This is a genomic window from Nonomuraea sp. NPDC049624 (assembly GCF_040675255.1).
Classification (GTDB): domain Bacteria; phylum Actinomycetota; class Actinomycetes; order Streptosporangiales; family Streptosporangiaceae; genus Nonomuraea.
Genome location: NZ_JBFAOR010000003.1, coordinates 372,060 through 386,541, shown reverse-complemented (window position 1 = coordinate 386,541; position 14,482 = coordinate 372,060). Strand labels below are relative to the sequence as shown.

General features: G+C 72.5%; 12 protein-coding genes. 7 read left to right on the top strand and 5 right to left on the bottom strand.

Annotation, left to right across the window (positions count from 1 at the left end; genetic code table 11):
* Nucleotides 1-19 precede the first annotated feature (19 nt).
* Both AB0J76_RS13305 and AB0J76_RS13300 read left to right on the top strand, forming a co-directional pair.
* Nucleotides 20-4,291, top strand: coding sequence for an NEW3 domain-containing protein (locus AB0J76_RS13305; RefSeq protein ID WP_364389505.1), 4,272 nt, complete (start codon nt 20-22; stop codon nt 4,289-4,291).
* Nucleotides 4,288-5,181 (top strand): hypothetical protein, encoded by an 894-nt coding sequence (locus tag AB0J76_RS13300; protein ID WP_352330822.1) that lies wholly within the window; start codon nt 4,288-4,290, stop codon nt 5,179-5,181. Before AB0J76_RS13305 ends, AB0J76_RS13300 begins: the two co-directional genes overlap by 4 nt.
* A 102-nt stretch (nt 5,182-5,283) precedes the next feature.
* On the opposite strand, the gene AB0J76_RS13295 is transcribed toward AB0J76_RS13300, so the two are convergent.
* The gene (locus AB0J76_RS13295; RefSeq protein WP_364389503.1) at nt 5,284-5,952 is read right to left on the bottom strand and encodes a TetR/AcrR family transcriptional regulator; all 669 of its coding nucleotides are present in this window, start codon (nt 5,950-5,952) and stop codon (nt 5,284-5,286) included.
* A 121-nt stretch (nt 5,953-6,073) separates the two neighbouring features.
* On the opposite strand from AB0J76_RS13295, the gene AB0J76_RS13290 reads away from it, so the two are divergent.
* Nucleotides 6,074-6,448, top strand: coding sequence for a nitroreductase family deazaflavin-dependent oxidoreductase (locus AB0J76_RS13290; RefSeq protein ID WP_352327107.1), 375 nt, complete (start codon nt 6,074-6,076; stop codon nt 6,446-6,448).
* Nucleotides 6,449-6,476: 28 nt separating this feature from the next.
* Nucleotides 6,477-7,148, top strand: a complete 672-nt coding sequence (locus AB0J76_RS13285) for a DUF4386 domain-containing protein (RefSeq protein WP_352327108.1) — start codon at nt 6,477-6,479, stop codon at nt 7,146-7,148.
* Here AB0J76_RS13285 and AB0J76_RS13280 read toward each other — a convergent pair whose 3' ends face one another.
* Entirely contained in the window at nt 7,149-8,648 is a 1,500-nt protein-coding gene (locus AB0J76_RS13280; protein WP_352327109.1) for a S41 family peptidase, read from the bottom strand. It abuts the gene before it with no gap.
* A 200-nt stretch (nt 8,649-8,848) separates the two neighbouring features.
* Here AB0J76_RS13280 and AB0J76_RS13275 point away from each other — a divergent pair, with 200 nt between their 5' ends.
* Together AB0J76_RS13275 and AB0J76_RS13270 are read left to right on the top strand one after the other, a co-directional pair.
* A complete protein-coding gene (locus AB0J76_RS13275) occupies nt 8,849-9,430 on the top strand; it encodes an RNA polymerase sigma factor (RefSeq protein WP_352327110.1) in 582 nt (193 codons plus the stop codon).
* Nucleotides 9,418-10,035, top strand: coding sequence for a hypothetical protein (locus AB0J76_RS13270; protein ID WP_352327111.1), 618 nt, complete (start codon nt 9,418-9,420; stop codon nt 10,033-10,035). Before AB0J76_RS13275 ends, AB0J76_RS13270 begins: the two co-directional genes overlap by 13 nt.
* 39 nt (nt 10,036-10,074) lie before the next feature.
* Here AB0J76_RS13270 and AB0J76_RS13265 read toward each other — a convergent pair whose 3' ends face one another.
* Together AB0J76_RS13265 and AB0J76_RS13260 are read right to left on the bottom strand one after the other, a co-directional pair.
* Nucleotides 10,075-10,605, bottom strand: a complete 531-nt coding sequence (locus AB0J76_RS13265; protein WP_352327112.1) for a hypothetical protein — start codon at nt 10,603-10,605, stop codon at nt 10,075-10,077.
* A 91-nt stretch (nt 10,606-10,696) separates the two neighbouring features.
* Nucleotides 10,697-11,740: a DUF5937 family protein gene (locus AB0J76_RS13260; protein ID WP_352327113.1), complete on the bottom strand. Its 1,044-nt coding sequence runs from the start codon at nt 11,738-11,740 to the stop codon at nt 10,697-10,699.
* 250 nt (nt 11,741-11,990) lie between these two features.
* Here AB0J76_RS13260 and bla point away from each other — a divergent pair, with 250 nt between their 5' ends.
* Nucleotides 11,991-12,962, top strand: a complete 972-nt coding sequence (gene bla / locus AB0J76_RS13255) for a class A beta-lactamase (RefSeq protein WP_352327114.1) — start codon at nt 11,991-11,993, stop codon at nt 12,960-12,962.
* Nucleotides 12,963-13,034: 72 nt separating this feature from the next.
* On the opposite strand, the gene AB0J76_RS13250 is transcribed toward bla, so the two are convergent.
* Nucleotides 13,035-14,300, bottom strand: a complete 1,266-nt coding sequence (locus tag AB0J76_RS13250; RefSeq protein WP_352327115.1) for a valine--pyruvate transaminase — start codon at nt 14,298-14,300, stop codon at nt 13,035-13,037.
* Nucleotides 14,301-14,482 lie beyond the last annotated feature (182 nt).

The window sequence follows — 14,482 nt, the reverse complement described above, 5'->3', positions numbered from 1 at the left end:
ATTTCCTGAAGGGAAGACCGTGTCAGTCGCCATCGTCTCCGTGGAGTCCACGGACCTGTTCACGGGCACCGAGGACGCCCCGCGCCAGCTGCTGCGCGTGACGCTCGACGGCCCGCCGGCCCGGGTCGCCGTCACCGGCCCGGGCGTGTCCGGGGAGGCGGAGGGCGCGGGCGAGGTCGAGGTCCCGCTGGAGATCGCCGACCCGGTCCCGGGGGCCGAGCTGCCGGTCGTGGTGACGGCGGGCGGCGCGCGGGCCGAGGCCGTGGTGGTCGTGGCCGAGCCCGGCTGGACGATGTTCCTGGTCTCCCACTTCCACTACGACCCGGTGTGGTGGAACACGCAGGCGGCCTACACCTCGCCGTGGGAGCTGCTGTCCGGGGACGCCACCACCCGCCCGCTGTGGGAGCGCAACGGGTTCGCGCTGGTGGAGGCGCACCTGGACCTGGCGCTGCGCGACCCCGTCTACAAGTTCGTGCTGGCCGAGATCGACTATCTCAAGCCGTACTTCGACGTCCGTCCCGAGCGCCGGGCCGACCTGCGGCTGCTGATGGAGCGCGGGCAGGTCGAGCTGGTCGGGGGGACGTACAACGAGCCCAACACCAACCTCACCGGCGCCGAGGTCACGATCAGGAACATCGTGTACGGCATCGGCTACCAGCGCGACATCCTCGGCGGGGACCCGGCGACGGCGTGGCAGCTCGACGCGTTCGGGCACGACCCGCAGTTCCCCGGATACCTCGCCGCGGCGGGGCTGACCGGCAGCGCGTGGGCGCGCGGGCCCTTCCACCAGTGGGGGCCGATCCAGAAGAACTTCGGCGAGGCCAAGGACGACGCCCGGGTGATGCAGTTCCCGAGCGAGTTCGAGTGGATCGCCCCGTCGGGGCTCGGCGTGCTGACGCACTTCATGCCGCACCACTACTCGGCCGGCTGGTGGATGGACTCCGCCGCCGACCTGGCGAGCGCCGAGCACGCCGTGTACGAGCTGTACCGCAAGCTCAAGCCGGTCGGGGCGACGCGGAACCTGCTGCTGCCCGTGGGCACTGACTACACCCCGCCCAACAAGTGGGTCACCGAGATCCACCGTTCCTGGAACGCCCGCTACGTCTGGCCGCGCTTCGTCTGCGCCACCCCGCGCGACTTCCTCGACGCGGTCCGGGCCGAGCTGGCGGCCGCCGGACGCCGTCCCAGCCCGCAGACCCGCGACATGAACCCGGTCTACACCGGCAAGGACGTCTCCTACATCGACACCAAGCAGGCGCAGCGGGCGGGCGAGGTGGCCGCCGTGGACGCGGAGAAGCTGGCCACCCTGGCCGCGCTCGAAGGGCTCGGGACCTACCCCGAGGCCGCGCTGGACAAGGTGTGGCGGCAGCTGGCCTACGGGGCACACCACGACGCGATCACCGGCAGCGAGTCCGACCAGGTCTACCTGGACCTGTTGTCCGGCTGGCGCGAGGCGTACGACCTGGCCGGCGCGGTGCGCGACGTGTCGCTCGCCTCGCTCGTCGCGCGCGTGGACACCGGCGGCGAAGGCGTCGCCGTCGTCGTCGCGAACACGTTGTCGTTCGACCGGTCGGCGCCGGTGGCCGTACGGCTGCCCGCCGGGCTCGACGGCGGACGGGTGCTCGACGACGCCGGCGTGGAGGTGCCGTGCGTCGTGGACCGGGGGACCCTGCGTTTCCTGGCCGAGGACGTGCCCGCCACCGGGTGGCGCACCTGGCGTCTCCTGCCGGGATCGTCCCGGCCCGGTGCGGCGACCGCATGGATCTCCGCGCCCGGCGTGACCGTCGAGAACGCCCATTACCGCGTCACAGCCGACCCCGGCCGCGGCGGCTGCCTGTCGGCCGTCCTGGACAAGAAGGCGGGGCGCGAGCTGCTCCGGCCCGGCTGCGTCGGCAACGAGCTGCGGGTCTACGAGGAGTACCCCGCCCATCCCGACTTCGGCGAGGGCCCCTGGCACCTGGTGCCCAAGGGCCCGGTCGTCGGCGCGGCGCAGGGCGCGGCCGAGGTGCGGCGCGAGACCTGCCCGCTCGGCGAGCGCCTGGTGATCACCGGCACGGTGGACGGCATCGGCTACGAGCAGACCGTCACCCTCTGGGACGGCGTGGACCACGTGGACCTGACCACCCGCGTCCTGGACTACCGCGGCGCGGACCGGCTGCTGCGGCTCAGCTTCCCCGCCGACCTGCCCGGCGCGCTGCCGGTGAGCGAGGTGGCCGGGGCCGTGGTCGGACGCGGGTTCGCCCTGCCCGACGTGGACGCCGCCGAGGCGCCGTGGACCCTCGACAACCCCGCCAACACCTGGTTCGGCCTGGGCTCCACCGCCCGCGTCGCCCTCGCCGGCCCGGACGGCCGGCCGCTGGGCGAGCGGGCGCTCGGCGTGGCGGAGGTGGTCGTGCCCGGCCCGGACGACGCCGCCGGCGTGCGCGACCTGCTGGTGGCGCTGGTCAGGGCCGGGGTCACCGCGACCACGGCCGGGGCGGACTGGTCCAGGTACGGCTGGCTCGACGTCGACTCCAACCTGCCCGACTTCCGCGTCATGGTCGGCGGCCCGCGGGAGAACGACGCGGTGCGCGAGCTGCTGGAACGCGCGGGCCCTGCCTATGCCGAGGTCCTGGAGCGGGACGGGCGCGTCTGGGTGCCCGCCGCCCGGCCGCTGCGCGAGGTCTGGCGGCCCAACGCGGACCTGCGTGACCTGCGGGCGCTGCCCGCCCTGGTCACCACCGATCCCGCCGCGCTGACCGCCGACCTCGCCGACGCCCGCGTGATCTCCGCCTGCCCCGGCGAGGTCCCGGAGTCCGAGCTGCTCACCGGCCACACCGTCGCGCTGCTCACCTACGGCCTGCCGGGGTTCGCCGTCGATCCGGCCGGCACGCTGCACCTGTCGCTGATGCGCTCGTGCACCGGGTGGCCGTCCGGGGTGTGGATCGACCCGCCCCGCCGTACGCTGCCCGACGGAGCGGGCTTCCAGCTCATGCACTGGACCCACGAGTTCCGTTATGCGCTGGTCTCCGGCGAGGGCGACTGGCGCACGCTGACGCTGCCCGCCCGGGGGCAGGAGTTCAACCATCCGCTGTACGCCGTGATCGCCGAACCGCACGGGGGCCCGCTGCCGCCGACCCGGTCGTACCTGAAGGTCGAGCCCGCCCGCGAAGTGCTGGTCGGCACCCTCAAGCCGACCGGCAACCCGACCGCGCACGGGTCGGCCGCCGCGGCGGACCCGGCCGCAGGGGTGACCGTGCGGCTGATGGAGTCCACCGGGCTCGGCCGCGACGCCGTCCTTTCCGGTGCGCTCACCCTCCGCGAGACGCACCGCGCCGACCTGCTCGAACGGCGGCGCGGACCCGTCGAGGGGGCCGTCGCGCTGACCGGCGCCGAGGTCGCCACCGTGATCGGCCTGCCCTCCCTGCCGACCGGACCCGCGCTGCCGCCGAAAGGCTCGGCCCGCGGCGGTGCGGTGCTCGGGCCTGCGGGTGGGTCGCCGCGCGGCGGTGCGGTGCTGGGGCCGGTGGCCGAGGCGGCTCAGCCGGTGCATGCGCGGTACTGGCTGCACAACCGGGGGCCGGCGCCGATGGGCTACCTGCCGGTGAGCGTCACGGCGTCGCCGGGCCTGGTGCGGACCGGGGGCGAGCCCGCCGAGCTGTCCGTGGTGCTCTCCTCGCACCTGCTCGACGCCGACGTGGAAGGAGCCGTGGAGATCCTCGTCCCCGACGGCTGGACGGCCGGTGTGACGCGGCGCCCGTACCGGCTGGCGGCGGGCGGGCACGTACGGTTCCCGGTCACGGTGACCCCTCCCCCGGGCGTCGGGCCCGGCCTGTACTTCGTCGCCGCCCGGATCCGGCACGACGGCCAGACCGTCGAGGACGTGGTCACCGTCGCCGTCGGCGACCTGCCCGGCGTGCTGCCCGTGCCCGGTGAGATCCCGGAGGAGTGGGTGGCCGCGCAGGGCAGCAAGGACCGTCCCGGCCGCGACACCGGGCTGTCGGTGGAGGTGACCACGCCGTCGGTGCGCGTCGCTCCCGGCGGGCGGGCCGTGCTGGGGCTGGCGCTGCACAACCGCACGAACGGCGAGATCCGGGGCGAGCTGCAGGTCGTCTCGCCCTGGGGCACGTGGGACCTGATCGCCGCCCCGGTCCGCGGGTTCGTCCTGGCGGCCGGCGAGCGCACGGTCGCCGAGTTCGAGGTGTCGGCACCCCGCGACGCCGCCTCCGGCTCCGCATGGGCCCTGGGCAAGGTCATGTGGTTCGGCCGCTGCCAGTACGCGCCGACCGTCGAACTGCTGGTGACCCCGTGACCCGCTCCCCCCGCCCCGACCATCCCCGGTGCGATTCTGAGACCTCCGCGCATGAGGCCGGCCATCCGGACTTCGCCCATGCGCCCGTCACCGGCGAGCCGGTGGCGGCCGGTGTGGGGCCGGTGCTCGGGTGGCTCGACGGCTGCCCGCTCCCCCGCTTCGAGCTGGACCGGCGGCTCGCAGCCCTGCGGGCCGGCCCGAGGTCCGCGGCGCTTCCGGCACCGGGCACGGCCGAGGACCGGCAGCTCACGCGCTGGGTGGCCCAGGTGGTGCTGACCGAGCACCTGTGCGCCGCCGAGGCCACAGCCCGCGGACTGCCCCTGGACAAGCCCCCACCACCCCGCCCCGACCGGTCCCCCACCGACGCGCTCGCGGCACGGCCCGGCCAGCCCGCCAACGCCCCTGCGGTACGGCTCGATCAGCGGGCGGCTGTTGAGCTGGGGTCGATCGTTGCGGCGGCCTACGAGGGCAGCGCCGCCGTCCGGGCCGTCTACGAGGCCGTCACCGCCGGCGTCACCGTCTCGGCGTCTGAGGTAGCCGCGTACCGGGAGGCCACCGCGCGACCGCCCGCCGGACCGACATGGCGGCTACGCACCCCGGACGGCGAGTTCGACGCCGAACCGGGTTCGCTGCCCGTCGCCCTGGCCGAGGCCCTGGCCGCCGCCGCACCGGGCCGGACGGTGACCGCCGGCCCTTGGACCGCCACCCTCGTCGCCTGTCACGACCCCGCCCCGGACCGGGACGCACCCGCCGACGGCCTTCTCGACTCCGCGCGCAGGGTGGCGTTCGTACGCTGGCTCGACCACGCCCGCGCCCACCGGCTGCGACTGGTGCCGGGCCTCGAACACCCCGGCGACCCCGCACAACCCGACAACCACCACCGCCACTGACCCAACCGGACCCGGCCCGTTCACATCCCTCGCCCTCGACCAGGCGGCGGCACCCCGCGACCCGGCCGGCCGTTCACGTGCTCGCCGCCCGTACCGAGAAGCTCATCCGAATTCGCCCGCGCGCTGGGCGCTGCGGCGCGCTTCGAGGGCGTCCAGGATCAGGTCCAGGCCGTAGCCGAACTCGCTGGTGTGGTCGTAGCCCGGCCGCAGGGCGTGGTCGCGGATCATCTCGGCGAGGTACGGCAACTCCTTCTCCGGCAACTGCCGGAGGATGTCACCGGCCACGTCCTCGACATCGTCAGGCGTCGCCATCGGCAGGTTCGCCTCCTGCAGGACGAACCCCGAGACGTAGCTGTCGATCAGCGACACGGCGTGCGCGGCCATCGGCAGCGTGAACCCCGCCTCCCGCAGGACGCCCAGGACGGCGTCGTGGTGGCGCAGCGTCGCCGGCCCCGGATCGCGGCGGGAGTCCATCAGGCCGAGGGCCCAGCTGTGCCGCGACAACACCGTGCGGGCGGAGACGGCTCGCGTACGGATCGCATCGCGCCAATCGTCACATCCGGCACCCGGCAACTCGATCGCCGCGAACACCATGTCGACCACGCCGTCGAGGATCGCGTCCTTGTTGGGCACGTGGTGGTAGAGCGACATGGCCTCCACGCCCAGTTCCTGGGCCACCCGGCGCATCGTGATCGCCTCGGCGCCGCCCCGGTCCGCGACCCGGATCGCGGCTTCCAGGACGAGGACTCTGCTGAGCGGTTGCGACGGCATGACGGCTCCGGTGAGGACGGGTTGACAGCCTTACGAGCGTAAGCCAACCTTACACCCGTAAGCGGCCTTACGACCGTAAGGCTGTCCTGGCGCTTGACGGAGCTCGCAGAAGGAGATTTCCATGCCGATGCCGAAGTGGTGGGGGCACGTGAACAAGAAGGTGTTCAACCCCCGTGCGATAACCGGCGGCAAATGGCCGGTGCTGATTCACGTCGGCCGCGTTTCCGGCGCCACGTACCGCACGCCGCTCGACGCGCATCCCGTCGACGGCGGTTACCTGTTCGTGCTGGTTTATGGATCGCGTTCGGACTGGGTGCAGAACGTCCTGGCGGCGGGGAACGCGCGGCTCCGCGTCGGCGGGAGGGAGGTGGAACTCACCGCCCCCCGCCTTGTCGGGGAGGACGAGGCGTTCCAGGCCCTCCCCGAGAAAGTGGCACGCCCACCGAAGCTGCTCCGCATCACCGAGTTCCTGCGCATGGACCTGCTCACCGGCTGACCGCCACGACGATCTCGGGACAAGAATCGTGCACACGAACAGGCGGGCAACCGCAATTGCCGGCACGCTGGTCATCCTGGGCATGATCGCCGGCGCGCTGAGCGTCGTTCCTGCTGTCGATGAACCACGCCGTCTCGCTCTCGTCTCCGCACACGAGGGCCAGGTCCTCCTCGGCGCAGTCGCTCAGTCCATCATGATCCCCGCCTATGTCGGGTTCGCGCTGTTGCTGTATCCGATGGTGCGGGCGCAGAACGAAGCACTCAGCCTGGGTTTCCTCGGGTTCAGGCTGATCGCGGCGACGTTCCACTTCGTCGGCGTCATCATCCTGCCCTTGTTCCTCGTCCTGGGCCAGGAGCTCACCCAGGCCGACGCTGCCGCCGCACCCGGCATCGAGGCCGCAGGAGAAGTACTGCGGACGGCGCGCGATCTGGTCAATCACGTCGCATTGATCATCTCGCTGAGCCTTGGAGATCTCCTGTTGTTCCGCATTCTGTGGCGGTCGAGATCGATCCCTCGATGGTTGTCCGGGTGGGGACTCCTGGCGATCGCGGCAGCCGTGTCGGCGAGTCTCCTCGTGCTGCTTCGCGTGATCGGCGTGGTCACGCCGCTCTATCTGGCCATGAACGCGCCACTGGCCCTGCAGAGCTTCGTCTTCGCCGTGTGGCTGATGACGAGAGGCTTCGTCACGAAGAACCCGTAGCTACCGCCGCCGCCGGCTCGTCAGGTAGGACAGGGCCTTCGCGAAGGCGGCGTCGTGGCCGCCGTTCAGTTCCTCGTCGCTGAGGACGCCGGGGACGGACAGGTGCGGCGGGATGCCCGTGACGTCGAAGGAGGTCCCGTCGCGGGTCAGGAAACGCTCGTTGGGCAGCGCGAAGCTCCACCCGTTGGGCAGCCGCCGCCACAGGAAGTCGGAGAAGGCCCCCTGGGTGTTCTCCCCGATCCGCTCGGGCCGGGGCGTCCGTCCCGTCATGGCCTGGGTGAACGTCTCGCCCGCGCTGATGGTCAGGCTACTGGTGAGCATCGCGATGGGGCCCGTGTACAGCGGTCCGGCCGCCGGCCGTACCGGCACCGGCTGAGGACGGGTGAACCCGGGCGGATCGCCCGGGGTGTTGCGGGCCTGCTTGGCGTACGCCTGGTACGGCCTGCCGGTGAGCCTGGAGGCCAGCCGCAGGCCGAGTGCGTCGTAGCCGCCCAGATTGACGCGGACGTCGAGGATGAGACCGCGCAGCCGGCCGGGCCCCGACGTGCGGGACACGGTGAAGATCTCGTCGAGCGCCCGGTCCAGCTCGGCCGCGTTGGGCTCGAAGCCGCCGTCGGCGTAGCCGTCGAACGCGCCCAGCCGCAGGTAGCCCAGGCCGCCCGGGAGGTCGGCGTACCCGATCACGCCTCGTCCCCACTGTTGCAGGGGTTTGCGGGTGTCGTTCCGCTCGACGAACTCCCGGACGCGTTCGTTGAAGGCCACGAAGGCCGGCACCCCGTCCAGTTGCCTGGTGCCCGGACGCAACGGTCTGGCGAACTGCCTGCCGCCCGCGATGAGCGCGGTGTGCGCGTCCCCGAGCTCCTTGAGCACGTCGCGCAGTACGGCGAACAGCTCCTCGTCCCCGCTGCCCGGACCGATCCTGGACCGGTACCGGTCCCGTACGGCTCGCCAGTCGACGCCCTTGGTGGCGAAGAACGGGTAGTTCTCGGCGAAGGTCGTCCAGAAGACGTCGAACACCTTCACCGGATCAGCGGGCGTGGGGATGGCGCAGGCCCGGGGCAGGCGGGGCAGCCTGCGCAGGTCGATGGCGCCGACGCTGCCCGGGTACCGTAGCCGCGCCCGGCCGGCCCCCCGCGTCTCGACGACGATCCGCCGGGCGCCTTCCCGGGCCGTGAAGGACGCCGAGTCGCGCGTCCGCGCCGTCTGTTCCGCCGAGAGCACCCCGCGCAGGCAGCTGATCGCCGTCGTGTCGTAGGTGGTGAGCCGCCCCTGGCCGATGTCGAAGACGGTGCCGTACCCGTCGGCCCGCCAGAGGCCGTCCAGCGGCTGCCGTCCGGCGGCGGCGTCCGCGGGCGGTGCGGCGACCTGCCCCGCCACGGCGACGCCCAGCGCGGCCAGTACGGCGGCCAGCCGCCGGGCCGTCCGTCCGCGCCCCTTTTTTCTGCTGTCGAGATCGCTGTTGTCGGTCATGGTGCTGTCGAGATCGCTGTTGTCGTTCATGGGATCCGGCGCTAGGCAGCGTGCTTCGGCGCAGGCGTCCGACGGCGGTGGGCCGGCTCTTCGGCGCAGGCGTCCGACGGCGGTGGGCCGGCTCTTCGGCGAACGACTTCGCGCCCGTACTGACCGCGTTCTCCCGTGAAGGATTTCGGGCCGGCGCGGTAAGTACAGGTGACCGCATACGCCAGGAAAGGTCGGTATGCATGACAATCCCTCGCGAAGCAGTCGAGGTCGACGACGCGCTCCTCATCGAGAGATCGCTCGACGAGCCCGAGATCTTCGCCACGTTGTTCGACCGGCACGCGCCGCTCCTGCACCGTTACGTGACCAGACGGTTGGGCCCCAGCGAGGCGGAGGACGTCGTGGCCGACACCTTCCTGGCCGCCTTCCAGCACCGCGGCGGCTACGACCGGAGTCGCCCCGACGCCCGGCCATGGCTGTACGGCATCGCCTCCAACCTGATCGGCCGGAGGCGGCGTACCGAGATGAGCCTCTACCGCGCCTACGTGCGCAGCGGCGTGCATCCGGCGGAGCTGTCCGGCTCCCCGGTCGAGGACGAGGTCAACACGCTGGCCGTCAACCGCCCGCTGGCGCTGGCCCTGATGGAGCTCGCACCGGCCGATCGCGACGTGCTGCTGCTCGTCGCCTGGGCCGAACTGAGCTACCAGGAGGTGGCCGACGCGCTGGCCGTCCCGCCTGGAACCGTCGCCTCGCGACTCAACCGGGCCCGTCTTCAGATCCGTCAAGCCCTGAGCAGACAAGGAGAACGCCGATGGACGCCCTGAAGGCCATGTGGCAGACCGTTCCCCCCGCCACCCCGGACGAACTCGCCGGCGCACGGCAGCGACTGCTCCGCGGGATGCAGCCCCGGCGACGCGTCGTCACCGGCCCTCGCCTGCTGGTCGCGGCCGGAGTCGCGGCGGCGATCACCGTCACACCGTTGGTCGGCGGAACCGGGCCCGCCGCCCACGCGGTGACCAGAGGCCCGGACGGCACGGTCGAGGTCACCGTCAACGAGCTGCGCGATCCCGCCGGCCTGGAGGCCAAGCTCGATGCGGTCGGCGTCAAGGCCGACGTGACCTTCCTGGCTCCGGCCACGCGGTGCGCGGGCCCGCGATTCACCGGCGTCGACCGCGCCTACGGCGGGGAACCGGCTTCGCACCCGAGCGAGCTGCGTTCGCTGGTGGAGGAGTCGCGATCGTACAGGGCCACCCGGGTGAAGTCCGTCCGAACGCTCCAGATCTTCCCGCAGTACATCAGACCGGGCGAGACGCTCGTGGTGGAGTTCCGCGACAACGGGAACCCGCAGGTGCCCTGGCAGCTCGGCGCCTGGCTGGCCCAGGCGGGCACCCCCGTGCAGCCGTGCACGCCCGTCGCGGACGCTCGGTGACGAAAACTGACGGGACTGGGCCTCGCCCCCGGGCAGGCTTCATCCTCGCGGCCGGCGGCCGGCGGCAGGTGGGGTGGACGGCAGCCGGCGGAGGTGGACGGCGGCGTGCCAGTACGCGGGGTTGCCGGGCACGGTCCACGCCCTCTGCACCACGGCTCCGAGGCCGGGCGCGTCCCAGGACTGCGTGTCGTACCGGCTCAGGTCCGTCAGGATCGCGTCGTGCACGGCCCCGAACCGGTGCAGGAGCAGCGAGGCGGGGAGGTGCCGGCCCGCCTCGACGCCGCCGACGTTCAGCGCCTGCCCGACGGCGGGGTCCTCCCAGCGTGGATCGAGGCTCCAGTGCGGCCGGCCCGCGGCGGCTTCCGTCAGCACCGCCAGGTTGATCTCGTCCCACATCAGGACGTGCGCGATGAGGTCGTGCAAGGAGCGGCAGAAGTCGCCGAGCGGGCCCGAATCCACCAGGTGGTCGGCGTCGAGCTGCTGCTCGGTGAGCCCGGTGACGCGGGCGAGGAGGATGTCCCGATCGGCGCGCAGGCGGCCGGCCGCCTCTTCCGGAGACAGGATCGTCACGGTGGTTCTCCCTCGATGAAGTGGTTGGGAGGGACTTCAGCACCCACCGTGGCCGTCCGGCCAGCGGACTGACGAATGCGATCAATCGTGCTCAGCGCAGCAGCAGCGACAGCAGGTCCCTGCCGAGCTCCTCCAGGACGTCGGCGGCGAGCCGGTACCGCACGAACCGCCCCTGACGGGCCGTGGTGGCCAGTCCCGCCGCGGCCAGGGCGCGCAGGTGCCGGTTCACCTGCGTCGGGTCCACGTTCCACAACATCGCGATCTCGCCGGCCGTTCGCGGTTCGGTGGCGATCGCCCGGGCGACCTCCAGGCGGCCCTGGTGGGCGAGGGCCTCCAGCCGTCGCCGCACCACGGCGGCGGAGGGCACGGGAAGTCCGGCGTCGACGGGGTGCAGGAGAAGGAGTGGCCGGCCGGGGACGTCGGCCACGTACAGGTGGGGGCGGATGAAGGTGCTGGGCGCGACGACCAGCCCGCGCCGGGACACGTCATGACGGGCGGCCTGGATCTTGGCGATGCGTACGGCCACCTCGCCGGGGGCGAGCTCCATGGCGGGGTCGAGAGCGGCGAGTGCGGGCCCTGGCCCTTGCCGGGCCGCCAGGTCGGCGAAGCGTCGCGCCCGCCCGGCCAGCACCGGCCGGATCCGGGTCCATTCGGCCTCGAACCACTCCTGGCGGCTGCGACGCAGGAACGACAGGAAATCGGCGGCAGCGTCCTGCGGGTGCCTGACGAGCGCTTCGACGCGGGCCGCCACCGCCGGATCTCGCGCGCGTGACCACTGGAGCGCGACCTGCCGGTCGCCCGAGGGGGCGATCGGCCGCAGCAGCTGTCCTGCCAGCTCCTGGGCGGGCATGGCACGCAGTTGTTCGAGCCGGTCGTCGAAGCTCTCCGCCGGGGGCTCGGGGGTGACGAACGGCGTCGCTCTGATGGCCTGCGCCGTCCACCACCACGAGCGGGTCCAGGCCGCCAGGCCAGGGCTCATCGCCGCGAGGGTCTTCGCCGCCCAGTCCTGCAGGCCGTGGTGACCGGGGTCGCGCAGGACGTGCAGCGCCGAGCCGAACTCGGTCATCGCCGACACCGCGGGAAGCAGGGACCCCGCCTGCATGCACCGGTCGAGGCCGGTGATCACTGTGGGCATGGAACCGATCCCATCACCCGCAGCGCAGGGCCGGCGCACACGGGCGCCCGGTCACCGACGCCGTACCGCCTCGACCACCGATCGCGCCGGACCCGGACGCGGGCAGCGTCGCGCTGGGAGACCTTTGACACCTGGGTGAATATCCGGGTCCTAATGGTTCGGGGTCTCATATCGCTATTGGACATCCCGCTGCGGCCTCTGGTCTTCTGGTCGCGCTCGGGAAGGTCCGGATCGAGATCGGGGAGTCGGGATGAGAGACGTTCGTCACGGAGGGCTGCGTACCAGGCTCGGCGCTTCTGTGCTGGCGACCTCGACGGCGATGGCGGCCGTCGTGGGCCTGGCGGGCTCGGCGGGGGCCGATGCGCGCTCGGCGTCCGCCCTCGCCGCCGCGCGGCCGGAGAGCGGCACGGCCGGCGTCAGGAAGCAACTGCGCGCGCTGGAGCACTCCTACCAGGGACGCATCGGGGCCTACGCGATCGACACCGGCACCGGGAGGACCCTCTCCTACCGGGGCGGCGAACGATTCGCCGGCGCCTCCACCTTCAAGGCCATCCTGTGCGGCGCCATCCTGGACAAGGCCCGCACGACCGACCCCGGCCTGCTGGACCGCACGCTGCACTGGACGGCCGAGGACGTGGTCGTGAACTCGCCGATCAGCGGACGGCCGGAGAACGTCAGGAACGGCATGACCGCGGACCGGCTGTGCCACGCGGCCGTCACCGCCAGCGACAACACCGCGGCGAACGTGCTCCTCAAGCAGATCGGCGGACCCGCCGGGCTGACCCGCTACTACCGCTCGCTCGGCGACCCGGTCGGGCGGCTCGACCGCTGGGAGCCGGAACTCAACGACTGGAAGCCGGGCGAGAAGCGCGACACCGTCAAGCCCGCGTTCATGGCCCGCAACCTCCAGCAGCTCAGCGTGGGCGACGCGCTCGTGCCCGAGGACCGGCAGCGGCTGAACGACTGGCTGCGGGCCAGCGTCACCGGCGCCGAGCGCATCCGGGCCGGGGTTCCGCGGGACTGGATCGTCGGCGACAAGACCGGCGGCGGCACCGGCGCGTACGCTCCGGCCAACGACATCGCCGTCGCCTGGCCGCCCTCCGGCGCGCCGGTGATCATCGCGATCTACACCAATCGCACCGACCCGAACGCGACCATGGACAACAGCGTGATCGCCAAGGCGGCCACCGTCCTGGTCCGAGGGCTCGGCCTCGCCAGGTAGCGGCGTCCTGGTGGCGGGGCCGCGCCGGGCCTGGGCTCGTGAGGGGCGGCAGGTCCCGGGCGGCGCGGGCCTTCAGGAGCCGCGGCGCAGCTCCAGGAGGCCCTCCGCGATCCTTCCGACGCCCTCGGCGATCACGTGTTCGTCGGCGGTGAGGCTGATCCGGAAGCACCGCCTGGCATGGGGCTCCGCCGTGGCGGCCGACGCCGGGGGCGCGAAGAAGTGGCGGCCCGGGACGACGAAGACCTTCTTGGTCTTCATCAGCTGGTACAGGGCCATGTCGTCGAACCAGTCGTGATCGATCCACAACCAGCAGAACATGCCGCCCTCTCCGGCGTGCAGCCGCCAGGCGACGGACTCGGGCAGGAGGTCGGCCAGCAGGCGCTCGGCGTACAGGCGGCGGGCCCGGTAGAACGGGTTGATCACCGTGGAGGCGAGCCGGTCCAGCAGCCCCGAGGACAGCGCCCTGGCCGCCACCCGTTGCATGAGCTGCGGAGCGTGCAGGACGGAGTTGGCCATGAACGACACCATCGCGCGGATGTACCGGGACGGCCCGATCGCGAATCCGACGCGTTCGGCGGGCATGCCCGCCTTGGACAGGGTGAAGCAGTTGATCAGGTGGTCGTCCCACTGCGGGGCGACCCGGGAGGCGGCGACGCGGGGGAAGGGGGCGCCGTAGGCGTGGTCGACGATCAGCGGCACGTCACGGCGCCGGGCCAGGTCGATCAGCCGGGCGAGCTCGTCGCCGTCGATGCTGCGGCCGGTCGGGTTGCTGGGGCTGGACAGCAGGAGCATGCCGATCTCGGGGCATCGTTCCACCGCCTCGAAGTCGAAGGCGTAGCGGAAGGACCTGTCGCCGATCAGCTCGGTCGCGGGGGCGATGCCGGTCACGCCGTCGGGGTCCGTGGACAGGCCCAGGTAGCCGGCGTAGTCGGGGGTCATGGGCAGGACCACGCGCTGGAACGAGCCGTCGGCGGTCTGGCCGGAGAACAGCGCGGTGGCGATGAAGAAGAGCATCTGGCTGCCCGGCCCCACCACGACGTTGTCGGCCGTGATGCCCCAGCCGTAGCGGGCGTTGAAGGAGGTGACGATCTCCTCGACCAGGGTGGGCATGCCGCGTGAGGGCCCGTAGCGGCTGCTGGTCGCGGCGAAGTCCTCGGCCACGACGGTCGCGGTCAGGTCCCTCCAGGCGTCGATGACCTCTTTGATCTGGGCGGGGTTGCCGATGCTCAGGTTCAGCCAGTCGGACGCGCCCGAGGCGGTGGAGGTCGCGACGTCCTCCATGATGCTCCGCAGGCCCGACATGTCAGACATCTTCTGGCCGCTCCGCGATAACTTCATTGTTGCGTGTCCCTTCTCGGATCTGGCCCGCCGCCGGCACACACCCGCGGTTTGTCGTGATCAAGCGAGTCCACCGCATTCGCCGCCCCCGCACAAGACGGGGACGACGCCCGCCGGCACGGGCCGAGCGCACCGCCGGGCGTCGCGCACGAAGACGCAGGTGGCGGGGAGCCGCGCCTCCG

What these genes read in the sequence shown, in the direction of transcription:
- AB0J76_RS13295 (WP_364389503.1), bottom strand. Translation starts at nt 5,952, where the DNA reads ATGCCGTCGCAACCGCTCAGCAGAGTCCTCGTCCTGGAAGCCGCGATC.
- AB0J76_RS13290 (WP_352327107.1), top strand. Translation starts at nt 6,074, where the DNA reads ATGCCGATGCCGAAGTGGTGGGGGCACGTGAACAAGAAGGTGTTCAAC.
- AB0J76_RS13280 (WP_352327109.1), bottom strand. Translation starts at nt 8,648, where the DNA reads ATGAACGACAACAGCGATCTCGACAGCACCATGACCGACAACAGCGAT.
- AB0J76_RS13275 (WP_352327110.1), top strand. Translation starts at nt 8,849, where the DNA reads ATGACAATCCCTCGCGAAGCAGTCGAGGTCGACGACGCGCTCCTCATC.
- AB0J76_RS13270 (WP_352327111.1), top strand. Translation starts at nt 9,418, where the DNA reads ATGGACGCCCTGAAGGCCATGTGGCAGACCGTTCCCCCCGCCACCCCG.
- AB0J76_RS13260 (WP_352327113.1), bottom strand. Translation starts at nt 11,740, where the DNA reads ATGCCCACAGTGATCACCGGCCTCGACCGGTGCATGCAGGCGGGGTCC.
- bla (WP_352327114.1), top strand. Translation starts at nt 11,991, where the DNA reads ATGAGAGACGTTCGTCACGGAGGGCTGCGTACCAGGCTCGGCGCTTCT.
- AB0J76_RS13250 (WP_352327115.1), bottom strand. Translation starts at nt 14,300, where the DNA reads ATGAAGTTATCGCGGAGCGGCCAGAAGATGTCTGACATGTCGGGCCTG.